General features: G+C 70.1%; 11 protein-coding genes. 7 read left to right on the plus strand and 4 right to left on the minus strand.

Annotation, left to right across the window (positions count from 1 at the left end; translation table 11 throughout):
• A partial coding sequence (locus tag RS82_RS14430; RefSeq protein WP_157005609.1) for an HNH endonuclease signature motif containing protein occupies positions 1–733 on the plus strand: 733 nt, incomplete at its 5' end.
• Positions 734–834: 101 nt separating this feature from the next.
• On the opposite strand, the gene RS82_RS14435 is transcribed toward RS82_RS14430, so the two are convergent.
• The gene (locus RS82_RS14435) at positions 835–2,565 is read right to left on the minus strand and encodes a cation:proton antiporter (RefSeq protein ID WP_045300683.1); all 1,731 of its coding nucleotides are present in this window, start codon (positions 2,563–2,565) and stop codon (positions 835–837) included.
• A gap of 84 nt (positions 2,566–2,649) precedes the next feature.
• The gene (locus tag RS82_RS14440) at positions 2,650–3,672 is read right to left on the minus strand and encodes a helix-turn-helix transcriptional regulator (protein WP_045300684.1); all 1,023 of its coding nucleotides are present in this window, start codon (positions 3,670–3,672) and stop codon (positions 2,650–2,652) included.
• Between the two features lie 61 nt (positions 3,673–3,733).
• On the opposite strand from RS82_RS14440, the gene RS82_RS14445 reads away from it, so the two are divergent.
• Together RS82_RS14445 and RS82_RS14450 are read left to right on the plus strand one after the other, a co-directional pair.
• Positions 3,734–4,792 carry an ATP-binding cassette domain-containing protein gene (locus RS82_RS14445; protein WP_052676856.1) on the plus strand — a complete coding sequence of 353 codons (1,059 nt, stop codon included), beginning with the start codon at positions 3,734–3,736 and terminating at the stop codon, positions 4,790–4,792.
• On the plus strand, positions 4,789–5,583 hold the full coding sequence (locus RS82_RS14450) for an ABC transporter permease (RefSeq protein ID WP_045300685.1): 795 nt from the start codon (positions 4,789–4,791) through the stop codon (positions 5,581–5,583). The genes RS82_RS14445 and RS82_RS14450 overlap by 4 nt, the downstream gene beginning before the upstream one ends.
• Before the next feature lie 3 nt (positions 5,584–5,586).
• Here RS82_RS14450 and RS82_RS20770 read toward each other — a convergent pair whose 3' ends face one another.
• On the minus strand, positions 5,587–6,933 hold the full coding sequence (locus tag RS82_RS20770; protein ID WP_052676857.1) for a sensor domain-containing protein: 1,347 nt from the start codon (positions 6,931–6,933) through the stop codon (positions 5,587–5,589).
• Between the two features lie 234 nt (positions 6,934–7,167).
• On the opposite strand from RS82_RS20770, the gene RS82_RS14460 reads away from it, so the two are divergent.
• Positions 7,168–7,608, plus strand: coding sequence for a MarR family winged helix-turn-helix transcriptional regulator (locus tag RS82_RS14460; RefSeq protein ID WP_045300686.1), 441 nt, complete (start codon positions 7,168–7,170; stop codon positions 7,606–7,608).
• An 8-nt stretch (positions 7,609–7,616) separates the two neighbouring features.
• Here the strand turns inward: RS82_RS14460 and RS82_RS14465 are convergent, their stop codons facing one another.
• Positions 7,617–7,961, minus strand: coding sequence for a hypothetical protein (locus RS82_RS14465; RefSeq protein WP_045300687.1), 345 nt, complete (start codon positions 7,959–7,961; stop codon positions 7,617–7,619).
• A gap of 158 nt (positions 7,962–8,119) precedes the next feature.
• On the opposite strand from RS82_RS14465, the gene RS82_RS14470 reads away from it, so the two are divergent.
• From RS82_RS14470 to RS82_RS14480, 3 genes are all read left to right on the plus strand, one after another.
• Positions 8,120–8,869, plus strand: a complete 750-nt coding sequence (locus tag RS82_RS14470) for an EAL domain-containing protein (protein WP_045300689.1) — start codon at positions 8,120–8,122, stop codon at positions 8,867–8,869.
• Positions 8,870–8,884: 15 nt separating this feature from the next.
• Positions 8,885–11,953 (plus strand): DUF2339 domain-containing protein, encoded by a 3,069-nt coding sequence (locus RS82_RS14475; protein WP_045300691.1) that lies wholly within the window; start codon positions 8,885–8,887, stop codon positions 11,951–11,953.
• A gap of 92 nt (positions 11,954–12,045) precedes the next feature.
• A complete protein-coding gene (locus RS82_RS14480; protein ID WP_045300693.1) occupies positions 12,046–12,564 on the plus strand; it encodes a hypothetical protein in 519 nt (172 codons plus the stop codon).
• The last annotated feature ends 131 nt before the right edge of the window (positions 12,565–12,695 follow it).

The raw sequence follows: 12,695 nt of genomic DNA on the forward strand, positions 1-12,695 counted from the left end.
CGACGACGTCGCGGCGCAGTTCGATCGGCTGATGGACGCGCACCTGAATCCGCGGGTGCAGGACAGCGGGCCCCGCTTCGTCGATTGCGAGGCTGAAGCCGCGACCGGCGAGGCGGCGGAGCGGGTGCTGGATCCGCGGACCGCGGACCAGAAGCGCCACGACGCGTTCGCGTCGATCCTGTCGGTCGCGGCGGGTGCGGCCGCGACGCCGACGCTGGGCGGGGCCGCGCCGACGCTGATCGTCACCACCACCGTCGAGGACCTGGCCGCCCCCGACGGCGTGGCGTTCGTGGAGTCCGCCGGTGGTCCGGTACCGGTACCGGCCTCGTTCGCGAGGCATGTCGGCTGCCACGGCACCATTCACCGGCTCACCCTGACCGCCGACGGCGCCATCAAGGCACTGCGCATCGAGGATCGGGTGTTCAACCATTGGCAACGCAAGGCGATCGGCGCCCGTGACGGCGGCTGCATCATCCCCGGCTGCACCGTCCCGGCGGCGTGGTGCGAGGTGCATCATGTCGTCGACTGGGCCAAGGGCGGCCCGACCTCGGTCGACAACGGGGTGCTGCTGTGCTGGCACCATCACCACGGCATCGAGACCAGCGGATGGGAGATCCGCATGATCGACGGCATGCCGCACGTGCGACTACCGGCCTGGATCGACCCGCGCCGGCAGTGGCGAGGGCCCAACCGGCTCCTGCTGCGCGAGCTCAGACGGGCCAGGTCCGCCTAGACCACCCCCCCGATCCTCCAACCGTCGCCGACTCGGCGGAAGGGCGACGCCGGGTGCCCGGCAACCACCGCAGGAAAGGCTGGGCGAGGGAACGCCGCGGGTCAGCGATCGCCGGAATGGCGCGACAGGCGGGTCTCCTCGAGGTCGAGCATGGCCTGCGCCTCGGCCAGCACGCGCGAGGAGTAGACGCCCTGGGCACGCAGCTCCAGCAGGCGTTCGCGCTCCGCATCGACGACGGCGAGGCGCAGCTCGCGGTACCGCTGATGCGGCATCTCGCCGGGTTTGCGCACCACGCGTGCGCGCTCCCATGCGGCCTCGGTGCTGAGGAAGGAGGCCCGCCTCACGCGTTCGATGACATCGGGGTCTATCGGGGCGGTGGTGGCAGCATCCGTCTCGATCTCGTCCAGTGTCTCGAGGCCGGTGTTGCTGATGTCTTCGAGGAGGGACGCGAGCTCTCTGCGGTCCTCCTGCGCATCGATGCCCTGCACATCGAGCAAGCGGATGAGCCACGGCAGCGTGCCGCCCTGCACGACGATGCTCACCACCGCGACAGTGAAGGCGATGAGGATCAGCTGCGGTCGGTAGGGGGTGTTCTCGGGCAGGGACTGCGCGGCGGCGAGCGTCACGACGCCGCGCATGCCCGACCAGCCCAGCACGATCCCGCCGCGCCAGTCGATGTGCTCCTGGCGCTGCTGCTCGAGGTCGGCGCGCCGGCGCTCGTAGTCGCGCTCGAGGCGATCACGGATGCGGGCCTGCCGCGCAGTGCTGACCGGGTGACTCCGGTAGTAGTACAGGGCGAGGAGCGCGTGGTAGGTGCGCTTCTCGGTACGCTCCTCGCGCTTGCCGAGGGCGTAGACCATCGGTCCGATCCAGAGGAAGCGGATCACGATGAGGGCTGCGGTCGCGAGCAGGCCGATGAGGATCGCGTCGCCGGCGCTGAGAACCGTCGGGTCGACGTGATCGACGAGCGTGCGGATCTCGAGGCCGATGAGCAGGAACACGCCGTTCTCGAGGAGGAACTGGATCGTGCGCCAGTTGATGCGGTCGCTGATCCTCGCCTGTGCGCTGAACTTCGTGGGCGCCGCGTGGCCGGTGTAGAGGCCGGCGACGACGACCGCCATCACGCCGGACGCGCCGAGCGCCTCGGCCGGCGCGAACGCGACGAACGGGACCGCGATCGACAGCGCCGTGTCGAGCACGGGATCGTCGAGCTTGGAGCGCACGAACACGGTGACGTATCCGGCGACCAGGCCGATCGCGACGGCCACGACGACGGCGTAGACGAAGTCGACCACTCCTGCCCACGGCGTCGTGAGGCCACCCACCGCGGCAGCGGCGACAGCCGAGCGCAGCAGCACCAGGGCGGTCGCGTCGTTGAGGAGGCCCTCGCCCTCGAGCACGGTCAGCAGTCGCGGAGGCAGGCCCAGCCGCCGGCCGATCGAGGTCGCCGCCACCGCGTCGGGCGGGCTGATGACCGCGCCGAGCGCGATGGCCGCGGCGAGGTTGAGATCGGGCAGCAGCGAGAACAGCAGGAAGCCCGCGGCGAACGCCGTCACGATCACCAGCACGACCGACAGACTCGCGATCGACCCCGCATTCCGGCGGAAGTCGGTGATCGGCACGCTGATCGCCGCGGCGTAGAGGATCGGCGGCAGCACCCCGTCGAGGATGATCTCGTGCGGCACCTCGATGTCGGGCACCCCCGGCAGATAGGACAGCCCCACCCCCACGACCACGAGGATGATCGGCGCCGCCACCCCGAGCTTCTTGGAGAACGCGGCGACCGCCACGATGACCGCGACGGCGATGACCGCGTAGATCCCCAGCTCCATTGACCCAGCCTATTGAGCGCGTGCGGAGTGGCGGGGTGGGGTGCCGTTCGGTGAGACGCCGGCGGATGCTGCGGAGATCCCGAGCTACGCCGGCAGCTGTCGCTCGCGCGCCAGAGCCCGGTCCGGCGGAACCGGGGGTGCGGGCGCGTCCAGGGCTCGGAGCATCCGTTCGAGGGTCTCGCGCAGCTCCTCTCGAGCCGGCGATGTCAGGTCCGTCGTGTAATCCACCCCCGCGGGGATCCAGCTCAGGCCGTACATCGTCTCGCGGAAGTCCGAACCGCCGACCGGCCAGCGCGTGTGCGTCGCGTCCTCGGCCGTCGCGCCCTGACCCCACTGGCCGAAGTAGTCGCGCATCTCGTCCAGAGGCAGCTCCATCACCGCGTCCGCCTCCACCGCCTGTCTCGCCCACGACCGTGCCACGAAGATGAACTCCTCGATCTGCTCGGGGGTGAGCGGCTTCGGCTCGAAGAGCACGCGGGTGTGCGCGACATCCGTGAGCCTGTCCACGCGGAACGTGCGCCAGTCCTCCTTGTCGAGGTCCCAGCAGAGCAGGTACCAGTGCCGGTCGGCGGGCGCGAGGGCATGCGGCTCGACGCGCCGGTGGGTGACCTCACCCGATGCCGCGGTGTACGTGAATCTCACCCGCTCGTGATCGCGCGTGGCCAGTGCGAGCTCGCCGAGCACCTCGCCCGACACGGCGGCGCCGGCGTTGAGTCCGGCGGGCTGCACAGTCTGAGCCAGCGCGGCGACGCGGCGGCGCAGAGGAGCGGGCAGCACCTGCTCGAGCTTCGCGAGCGCGGTGATGGTCGTCTCGGGACCGCTCACGAGCCGCTGGGATGCTGCCACCCGCAGCCCGATCGCCATCGCCACCGCCTCTTCATCGGTGAGCAGCAAGGGCGGCACGGCGCTGCCGGCCTCGAGGCGATAGCCGCCCGCCGCCCCCGGGATCGACTCGATGCGGTAGCCGAGGTCGCGCAGCCGCTCGACATCGCGCCGCACCGTGCGCTCGGTGACGCCCAGCCGGACGGCCAGTTCGGAACCCGGCCAGTGCCGGTGCGTCTGGAGCAGGTTGAGCAGCGACAAGGCTCGCGTGGTGGTGTCGGCCATGCGAAAAGAATCTCATGTATCGCGGACAGTATCTGTCCGCATCCACTCCTAGCGTGGGGGCATGGCGAACGAATCGATCATCCGAGCGCAAGGTCTGACCAAGCGCTTCACTGTGAAAGGCAAGACCGTCGAGGCCGTCACCGACCTCGCGTTCGAGGTGGCGCGCGGCGAGCTCGTCGCGTTCCTCGGACCCAACGGCGCCGGCAAGTCGACCAGCCTGCGTATGCTCACGACCCTGATACCGCCGACATCGGGCACGGCGCGGGTCGTCGGCTTCGACATCCTGAAGCAGCCCGCCGAGGTGCGCGCTCGCATCGGCTATGTCGGCCAGCTCACCAGCGGCAGCTTCTCGCAGCGCGCCCGAGACGAGCTGCTGAGCCAGGGTGCGTTCTACGGCATGTCGAAGGCCGCCGCCCGGGCGCGGGCGGACGAGCTCATCGAGTCGCTCGACCTCGCAGGCTTCGCGTCGCGGTCGGTGCAGCAGCTCTCGGGCGGGCAGAAGCGCCGGCTCGACGTCGCCCTCGGGCTCATGCACGCGCCGCCGCTGCTGTTCCTCGACGAGCCGTCGACGGGACTGGACCCGCAGAGCCGCGCCAACCTCTGGCAGCACATCATCGACCTCCGCGCGCTGTGCGGCACGACGGTCTTCCTCACGACGCACTACCTCGAGGAGGCCGACCGCTACGCCGAGCGCGTCATGGTCATGGACAGGGGTCGCGTGATCGCCGACGACACCGCGGCCCGGCTGAAGGCGGAGCTCGCGGGCGACGTGCTCACGTTCGGCTTCGAAACGGAGCCGGATGCTGCGGCCGCCGTCGCCGTGGTGCAGAGGCTCACCGAGCGCGAGGTGCGGCGGGTCGAGGCATCCATCGTCCTCACGGTGCCCGAAGGCGACGCGCTGCTGCCCGCCGCGGTGCGCGCGCTCGACGCGGCCGGGCTCATGGTGCGGACAGCGACCGGCGTGCCGCCGACGCTCGACGACGTGTTCCTGGCGCTCACCGGCCGCACGCTGCGCGAGGCCGGCGAGGGCGAGGGCGAACCCGAGCAGAACGCGGAGGCCTCGTCCGAGGCATCCGGAACCGCCGAACAGGTGACCGAGGCGACAGGAGCCAAGCGATGAGCACTCAGATCGAGACCCGGCCCGACACCGCGGTGCGGGCCAACCCGGCGCGCGACACGTGGAACGTGCTGACGCGCGAATTGAAGCCGGTGGTGCGCGACCCGTTCACGCTGATCTTCAGCCTGGTGCAGCCGCTGGTGTTCCTCGGGCTGTTCGCCCCGCTGCTGGTCGGCTCCTCCGGCGCACCCGTAGGGGAGACCCTGCAGTGGTTCGTGCCCGGCGTGCTCGTGATGATCGTGCTGTTCGGCACCGGGGCGACCGGGTCGAACCTGCAGTACGAGATGATGACGGGCTCGCATGAGCGCACGCTGGTCGCGCCGCTGGCGCGGTCGTCGCTGCTGGTCGGACGCGCGCTCAAGGAGATCGCGCCGATCGTGGTGCAGGCGCTGATCATCGTGCTCATCGCGTGGCCGTTCGGCTTCACGATCGACGTGCCGGGGCTCGTGATCGGCCTCGCGCTGCTCGCGGTGTTCGGCGTGGGGCTCGGGTCGCTGTCGTACACGCTCGCACTCAAGACCAAGGATCGCGAGTGGCTCTTCTGGGGCGTGCAGCAGACGCTGATCTTCCCGCTGCTGATCCTCTCGGGCATGCTCCTGCCGCTCGACGAAGGGCCGGCCTGGATGCGTGCGGTGTCGACGGTGAACCCGGTGAACTGGGTCGTTCAGGCCGAGCGCGCGCTGTTCGCCGGCGACCTCGGCGCGGTCGAGGTGCTGTGGGGCTGGGTCGCGGCGATCGTGCTCGCGGCGCTCGGGCTCGCCGTCGGGATCCGGGCGATGCGCAAGAGCAGCTGACTGCTACTGGAGGACGGGGGACGAGGCGATGCGGGCGACGGCGACGCGGTCCCCGCCGGCCATCTTCGCCTCGTACATGGCGTGGTCCGCAGCGCGGATGAGCTGGTCCATGACCGGCGCCCCGTCGTTTCCCACAGTGACCACGCCGACGCTCGCCGTGATGGACAGCACGGGCGGCAGCTCGTCGTACGGCTCCGCGATCGCGGCGCGGATGCGGTCGGCGAGTGCTGCGGCGTCGCCGACGCTGTCCACCGCGGCGACCGCGATGAATTCGTCGCCGCCGAATCGTCCCAGCACATCCGACTCCCGGATGACGCCGCGCAGGCGCTGCCCGATCTCTCGGAGGAGCGCGTCACCGGCGGCGTGACCGAGCAGATCGTTCACAGCCTTGAACCCGTCGAGATCGATGAAGATCACGGTGAGGGCCGAGTAGTCCTGGAAGAGCGTGCGCGTGACGTCCTCCTCGATCAGTCGCCGGTTCGGCAGCCCCGTCACCTCGTCGTGCATCGCTGCGCGACGCAGAGTGTCTTCGAGACGGATCCGCGCGATCGCCTGCGCCGCCTGATTCGACAGCGCCTCGGCGAGCGGAACGGCTTCTTCGTCGAACTCCCGAGGATGGTCGAAGAAGCAGACCATCGCACCGACCGCATCCCCGTGGGACCGCATCGGCGAGGCGATCGCCGCGTGCACGCCGCCTGCCCGGTAGATGTCGCTCATGCCGACTCCGGGCACATAGGAGTCCGCATGCTCGGGGGAGCGCACGATCAGCACCTGGCCGCCGAGGAAGGTCGTCGTTCCGGCCGGACGCAGGCCCGTCGGCCAATGGGCCGCGAGCGGGTTCACCCCAGCGACCTGGATCAGTCCCTCCGGACCGCCGATGTGCACGCTCACCGCACTCGCGGCGAACGCCCGCTGCGCCACATCCACGAGCAGTTCTGCCGCGTCGACCTCGGTTCTGACGTTGCCGAAGCCGACGGCGGCGTTGAGCAGGATCTGCAGGCGCTGCCGGCCGCGCTCGGTCTTGGCCTCGGCGCCCTGGAATCCCAGACTGAACGCCGACCGCGTCGACACGTCGTAGACCGCGATGCGCTCGACGCCGGACTCGTCCTCACCGAGCGACCCGACCACGACGGGGCGGACGACGCCTGACACCCCATGCAGGGTGGCATCGGTCGGGCGCTGGCCGTCCGCGCCTTCCAGTGGCATGCGCAGCGTGAGCAGCGCTTCGAGCGGCCGTCCGATCACGTCCTCTCGGTCGCAGTTGAGCCAGCTCAGCACCTGCGTGTTCGCGTCGAGAATCGTCGACTGACCGTCGACGCTGATGAGCCCGCAGATGGCGAGACCTAGCACGGGATGCTCGAGGCGCGGGGGGTGTGGGGGATGCGGCATCCGATCAAGGCATCTTCGTGGGTCACGGCGGCCTCCTGGCTTCTGTATCGAGGCGATGGGTGTGGCGAACAGCGATCGACGTCGTGTCTGCGGGCAAGGTCAGTCTAATCGATACTTCGCAGAATTAGATAAGTATTCTAAATGTTCGCGACCTGAGCTAGTCTGTTCCCGAAGCGGCTGAGGGAGAATGGCGGCATGGCGAACGACACCCCGGCGCTGACCCTCGGGTTGGCCCTGCGCCAGTATCTCGACGCCCGCAACGCAGCGATGGTGGCGGCGCGCGCGAGCCTCGGCATCTCCGACATCGATGCCCGCGCCCTCTTGTTCGTGGTGGGCAACCCCGGAACGCGGCCGACAGTGTTGCGCGAGTACCTCGGCATCACCTCGGCGGGTGTGACCACGCTGATCGATCGGCTCGTCGGTCGGTCCCTGGTGCGACGCGATGTCGACCCGTCCGACAGACGGGTGAACCGCATCACCGCCACGATCGACATCGCCGACGATCCGTGGTCGTCCCTCAACCGGTTCGACGACGACTTCGACGTCGCCGTCGGCGCTGCCGACCAGGCCGTGGTCGAGAAGTCCGCCGCCCTGCTCGTGGCCCTGACCGCGGCGACGGTGGGCGCCCGGCACTGACACGGCGCTCAGGCGACGTCGATGCCGCGATACGCGAGCGACTTCGCCTCGAGGAACGCGCACAGTTCGGAGACGGCGGCAAGTTCTGCGGAAAGCTCGAGCAACCCCGCCGCATCCAGGACGAGGTTCTCTTCGCGGGGCTCCATGGTCGCGACCCAGGCGGTGGCCCCCGGCGTCGCCGGCTGGATGAAGACGCCGGTCGGTGCGTGACCGAGCCGGAAGACGACGAGGCCGGTGTTCTCCCCGCCCTCGCCGTCCTGCACCGTCACGCGTGCGGCGTCGGCCAGCGGCCCGCCCTGCGCGCGATACTCGGCGAGCCAGGAGTCCAACGTCTCCAGATTCCGAAACGCCATCGCGATCCTCTCCCTGCATCTGCGACGTGAAAAGTATAAGGATCGGTGTGTCGGGCCTCGACGGCCTCCCGCGAGCGTGGCAGCGGCGAACTCTAGCCGAACGTCGCTCCTCGTGCGCGCGCTTGCGATCGGGGTGCGGCGCAGGGCTGACTTGAGGGGTGCCCACCACCCCTGGCGACCTCGCGGATGATCTGGCGGCCGCTGTCGGCGGCTCCGAGATCTTCGCCGTCTACCAGCCGCAGGTGTCGCTGGAGAGCGGGTCGATCGTGGCGGCGGAGGCGCTGTGTCGCTGGCGCCATCCGCAGCTCGGCGACATCGATCCCGTGACGATGATCGGCGTCGCCGAGCGCAGTGGGGCGATCCACGCGCTCGGGCGGCGAATGTTCGACGAGTGCCTCGACACGCTCGCCGGATGGCGCGAGACGGGCCGTGACTGGAGCGTCGCCGTCAATGTCTCGCCGATGCAGTTCGAGGAGGAATCGTTCGCCGATCACGTCGCCGGCGAGTTCCAGAGTCGTGCGCTCGCTCGCGGCTCGCTCGTCTTCGAGCTTCCCCGCGCTCTGCCCTGGCTCGACGATGATGCGGTGCTGTCGCGACTGCGCACGCTTCGCGAGATCGGCGTCGAGTTCTCGCTGGCGGGCCCCGGGGACGAGGGTCTGTGGCCCGAACTCCTCCGAAGCGTGCCGATCTCCGAGGTGAAGCTGCCGGGCGGACTGGTACGAGCCGCTGAGCGACCCGCACCGCCGTCGTTGCGCGGGCAGGTCGAGATCGCGCATGCGCACGGTCTGCGCGTGGTGGCGGAGGGGATCGAGACGCTCACCCATCTCGACACCGCGGTCGAGCTCGGCTGCGATCGTGCGCAGGGGTTCCTCATCCGGCAGCCGCACGAAGAGATCGCGTTCCCGTAGATCTAGGATCAAGGGATGACGACGGCGCGACGGCGAGGCATCCTCGCTCTCGTCACCGCGATCATCCTCCTGGCGCTCGGCGCCGGGGCCGCGTTCGCCGTCGGTGACGCGCTCGGCATCCGCACCGAGCCGTCGGCCCAGATGGAGCCGGCCGCACCCGTCGTGCCGGTCGTCGCCGAGCCGGTCCTCCCGCCGTCGTTCACGTTCGACGCCCCCGACACCGAGCGCGTGTCGGTCGCGCTGGAGGAGCTGACGGATGCTGTAGCGGCAGCATCCGGAACCTCCGGCGAAGCCGTGCTCACGGTGCGGATCGACCCGACGCTCATCGCGACCGACGACGCGTACGCCATCGAGGGCGACACCGCCGCGCTGCTCATCCGCGCCGGAGACGAGGACGGTGTCACGCGCGGCATCTACGACCTCAGCAACCAGGTCCGCGCCGCCGCCCCCCTCACCGACCTCATCGGCGAGCACGAGGCGTCGCGTCTGCCGCTGCGCATGACCGACCTCGGCGCGGTCGGCGTGATCCCCGATCCGGCCGAGTGGGAGTCGGGCGACGACTACTCGCACGCGTCGAAGGCGTTCGCCGCGGTCATGCAGCCCGAGCCGCCGTACGTCGATCAGACCGCGCTCGCCGCCGCGTTCGAGGACTTCGACGGGTTCCTGCGGCATTCCCTCGCGAACGGGTTCAACGCCGTCGCGTTCCCCGGGTTCGTCGAGTACGTGACGTTCGACGGCGCACCTGATGGCCCGGTCTACGCCGACGGCGACGACCACCGCGACAAGGCGCTGGCCCTGCGCGAGGCGTACGCCCCGTTCTGGGACCGCGCCGACGAGCTCGGCATGAAGGTGTTCCTGCGCACCGACATGCTCGCCCTCACCGGCCCGCTCGAGCAGCACCTCACCCACGAGTTCGGCTCGCTCGACACCGAGAACCCCGACCTGTGGAGCGTCTACACCGCGGGGCTCGACGAGCTGTACGACGCGGTGCCCGCGCTCGACGGCGTGCTCATCCGCATCGGCGAGGCCGGTCCCGTCTACGACGTGGGCGGCTGGGACTACTACTCCGCGCTCGAGGTGACCTCGGTGGACGCGGTGCGCACGATGCTCGAGGCGTTCACGGCGCAGGCCGAGGCATCCGATCGCGAAGTCATCTTCCGCACGTGGTCGGTGGGCGTCGGCGCCGTCGGCGACATGCACACCAACCCGGCGTCGTACGAGGCGGTGCTCGGCGGCATCGACTCGCCCGCGCTCATCGTGTCGACGAAGTACACGCTCGGCGACTTCTACACGTGGCTGCCGCTCAACGACACCCTCGAGCAGGGGGCGCAGCGGCGCATCGTCGAGTTCCAGAGCCGCCGCGAGTTCGAGAATTTCGGCGCGTTCCCCAACGACCTCGGCCCGCAGTACCAGTGGGCGCTGCAGCAGCTGATCGCACAGAACGACCAGCTCGAGGGCGTCTGGGTCTGGACCCAGGACGGCGGTCCGTGGCGCGCCGGACCGATGAGTCTGTACCTGAAATCGGGTTTCTGGCAGCTGTACGAGCTGAACACCCAGCTCGCGGCATCCCTCGCCCAGAATCCCGAGGCCGATGTCGCCGGCATCACCGCGGCCTGGGCCCGGGAGTACTTCTCCGAGGACCCCGCCACGGTCGAGGCGATCGTCGAGGCGATGACGCACTCGCGCGAGGCGATCGCCCAGGGCATGTACGTGCCGCAGTTCGCCGCGCAGCGCGTGTTCGCGATCGGGCTCGAGCCGCCGCCCATGATGTGGATCTTCGAGTGGGACATCCTCACCGGCGACTCCGCGGTGCTCGACGTGCTCTACTCGATCGTCCGCGACAGCGGTTCCGACGGGGTCGGGGCGGCGATCGGCGACGGCGCAGAGGCGGTCGCCGCGGTCGAGCAGATGCACGGTCTCGTTTCGCAGACGGATGCCGCCACCTGGCGCTCCTCGGAGATGCGGGCGGCGTTCCTCGACACGTTGGGCTACGAACTCGACACGCTCCGGCTGCTCGAGGCGTACCGCGCGATGATCCTGCATCAGGGGCAGTGGCACGACACGCTCTCATCCGATGCGCACGCGCAGTGGGATGCCGACCGCATCGCGTACGAGCAGCGCGCGGCCGAGCACCTGGCGAAGTACGAGGGGAACCTCGACTACCCCGCGTTCAACCTCACCGCTGCCCAGCTCGGCGTCGAGCGCGCGGTGCGCGACGAGCCCATGGCGTGGATCGCCCGCGTGCTGCTCGTGCTGGCTCTCGCGTGGGTCGTGATCGGCATGCTCGCGGCGCGCACGCGCTTGGTCGCCAAGCCCGGCGCCGCAGCAGCCCGCGCGACGTGGATCGCCTCGACGAGGCCGTGGCGGGCGCGCGAATCCACCCTCGGCATGCTCGAGCTCGATCGATGGCTGCTGCTGATCGTGCCCGCAGGGCTGCTGATCGCCACGCGCGCCGTGCAGACGTCGCTCCTGTCGTGGACGCACCTCGCGGTCATCATCGGCGCCTGGGTCGTGTTCGCCCTCGTGCTGCGTCTGTTCGTCTGGGAGCGCTCGCCATGGCCGGTCATCGCCGCCGTCGGCGGGGTCGTGATGCTGCGCTGCATCGTGACGCTGTTCGCCCTCTCGTTCACGGGCCCGGGCGGCTACTGGTTCGCATTCTGGACCGACCCGCTGCTGCGCACGGTGTACATCAGTGTCGCGTTCGCGCTGTTCGTGTGGGTGTTCGTCGCAGCCGGCTGGGCGCTGTCGGCGCAGGTGCGCGCGCGGCGCGCGACCGGGTACGTGCTCGCCGCGGTCGGTGCCGGTCTGCTCGTGCCCGCGGTGGTCGTCGGGGCGATCGGCCTCGAGACCGCGCTGACACTCTGGAACGACGAGATGGGCCTGTTGCCCTGGGGGCTCGCGCGAATCCTCGGAATCACGACGTACCTCGAGATCCCTTCCGTGACCCCGTGGGCCGCCGCCGCGTTCGGCGGTGCGCTGCTCGTCGTCGGACTGCTGCTGGCGGTGCCGTGGCGACGGCGGCGCGTCCCGGCTGGGGCCTCACGCCCGGAGGCTCGCGGCGACGCGGGGACCAGCGCCTCCTGAGACGAGGAGTGCACGGCGGCGCGTGGTAGGACCACACGTGTCGGGGGAGTACTTTAGAAACATCCCCGAAACAATTCGAAGAGGTATTCACCATGCGCTCACGAAGCACAGCACTCCTGTCCATCGCCGCCGTTTCCGGCCTTCTGCTCGCCGGTTGCGCGTCCACCGCCGACCCCGAGCCGACGTCCACGTCGGCCGCCGACTCGGTCGTCGAGTCGTCGGTGACCGAGCCCGCCGCCGCCGGTGAGCGTGTCGGCGCCGACGGCACCGAGCTCGAGGTGTGGAGCAGCATCGTCCCCGACGAGAGCGCTGCCGCCACGCTCGACGAGCCCGCCGAGGGCAACCAGTGGGTCACCGTCAACGTCGCCCAGTGGGTGTCGGAGAAGGGCCGGTCCGACGTCGATGTGGCGCCCGTCCTGCGCTCGACCACGGACGACTCGTTCTCGGCCGGCGCGGTTTCGCAGCGCTCCGTCGAGGTGCCGATGACGCCGGAGAAGTCCTACACGTTCGTGTGGAGCTTCCAGGTTCCCGAGGACCTCGTCGACGCCGAGACCCTCGTGGTCTGCGTCGGCTCGGGCGACGAGGGCTGCAGCAGCCTCGTCGCCGAGTGATCGTCGGGCGTCGGTCGCCCCACGGCCGGCGCCTGATCCACCGCGTTCGCGCCGTGCGCCTTCGGGCGCACGGCGCGTTCGCGTATGCGGGCGACGGCTCCGTGTCCTCCGCCCTCCGATCGACGACCGGT

This window comes from Microbacterium trichothecenolyticum, from assembly GCF_000956465.1.
Lineage (GTDB): Bacteria > Actinomycetota > Actinomycetes > Actinomycetales > Microbacteriaceae > Microbacterium > Microbacterium trichothecenolyticum.

Excerpts from the sequence above, each read along its gene's own strand:
- RS82_RS14435 (WP_045300683.1), bottom strand. The coding sequence starts at position 2,565 with ATGGAGCTGGGGATCTACGCGGTCATCGCCGTCGCGGTCATCGTGGCG.
- RS82_RS14440 (WP_045300684.1), bottom strand. The coding sequence starts at position 3,672 with ATGGCCGACACCACCACGCGAGCCTTGTCGCTGCTCAACCTGCTCCAG.
- RS82_RS14445 (WP_052676856.1), top strand. The coding sequence starts at position 3,734 with ATGGCGAACGAATCGATCATCCGAGCGCAAGGTCTGACCAAGCGCTTC.
- RS82_RS14450 (WP_045300685.1), top strand. The coding sequence starts at position 4,789 with ATGAGCACTCAGATCGAGACCCGGCCCGACACCGCGGTGCGGGCCAAC.
- RS82_RS14460 (WP_045300686.1), top strand. The coding sequence starts at position 7,168 with ATGGCGAACGACACCCCGGCGCTGACCCTCGGGTTGGCCCTGCGCCAG.
- RS82_RS14465 (WP_045300687.1), bottom strand. The coding sequence starts at position 7,961 with ATGGCGTTTCGGAATCTGGAGACGTTGGACTCCTGGCTCGCCGAGTAT.
- RS82_RS14475 (WP_045300691.1), top strand. The coding sequence starts at position 8,885 with ATGACGACGGCGCGACGGCGAGGCATCCTCGCTCTCGTCACCGCGATC.
- RS82_RS14480 (WP_045300693.1), top strand. The coding sequence starts at position 12,046 with ATGCGCTCACGAAGCACAGCACTCCTGTCCATCGCCGCCGTTTCCGGC.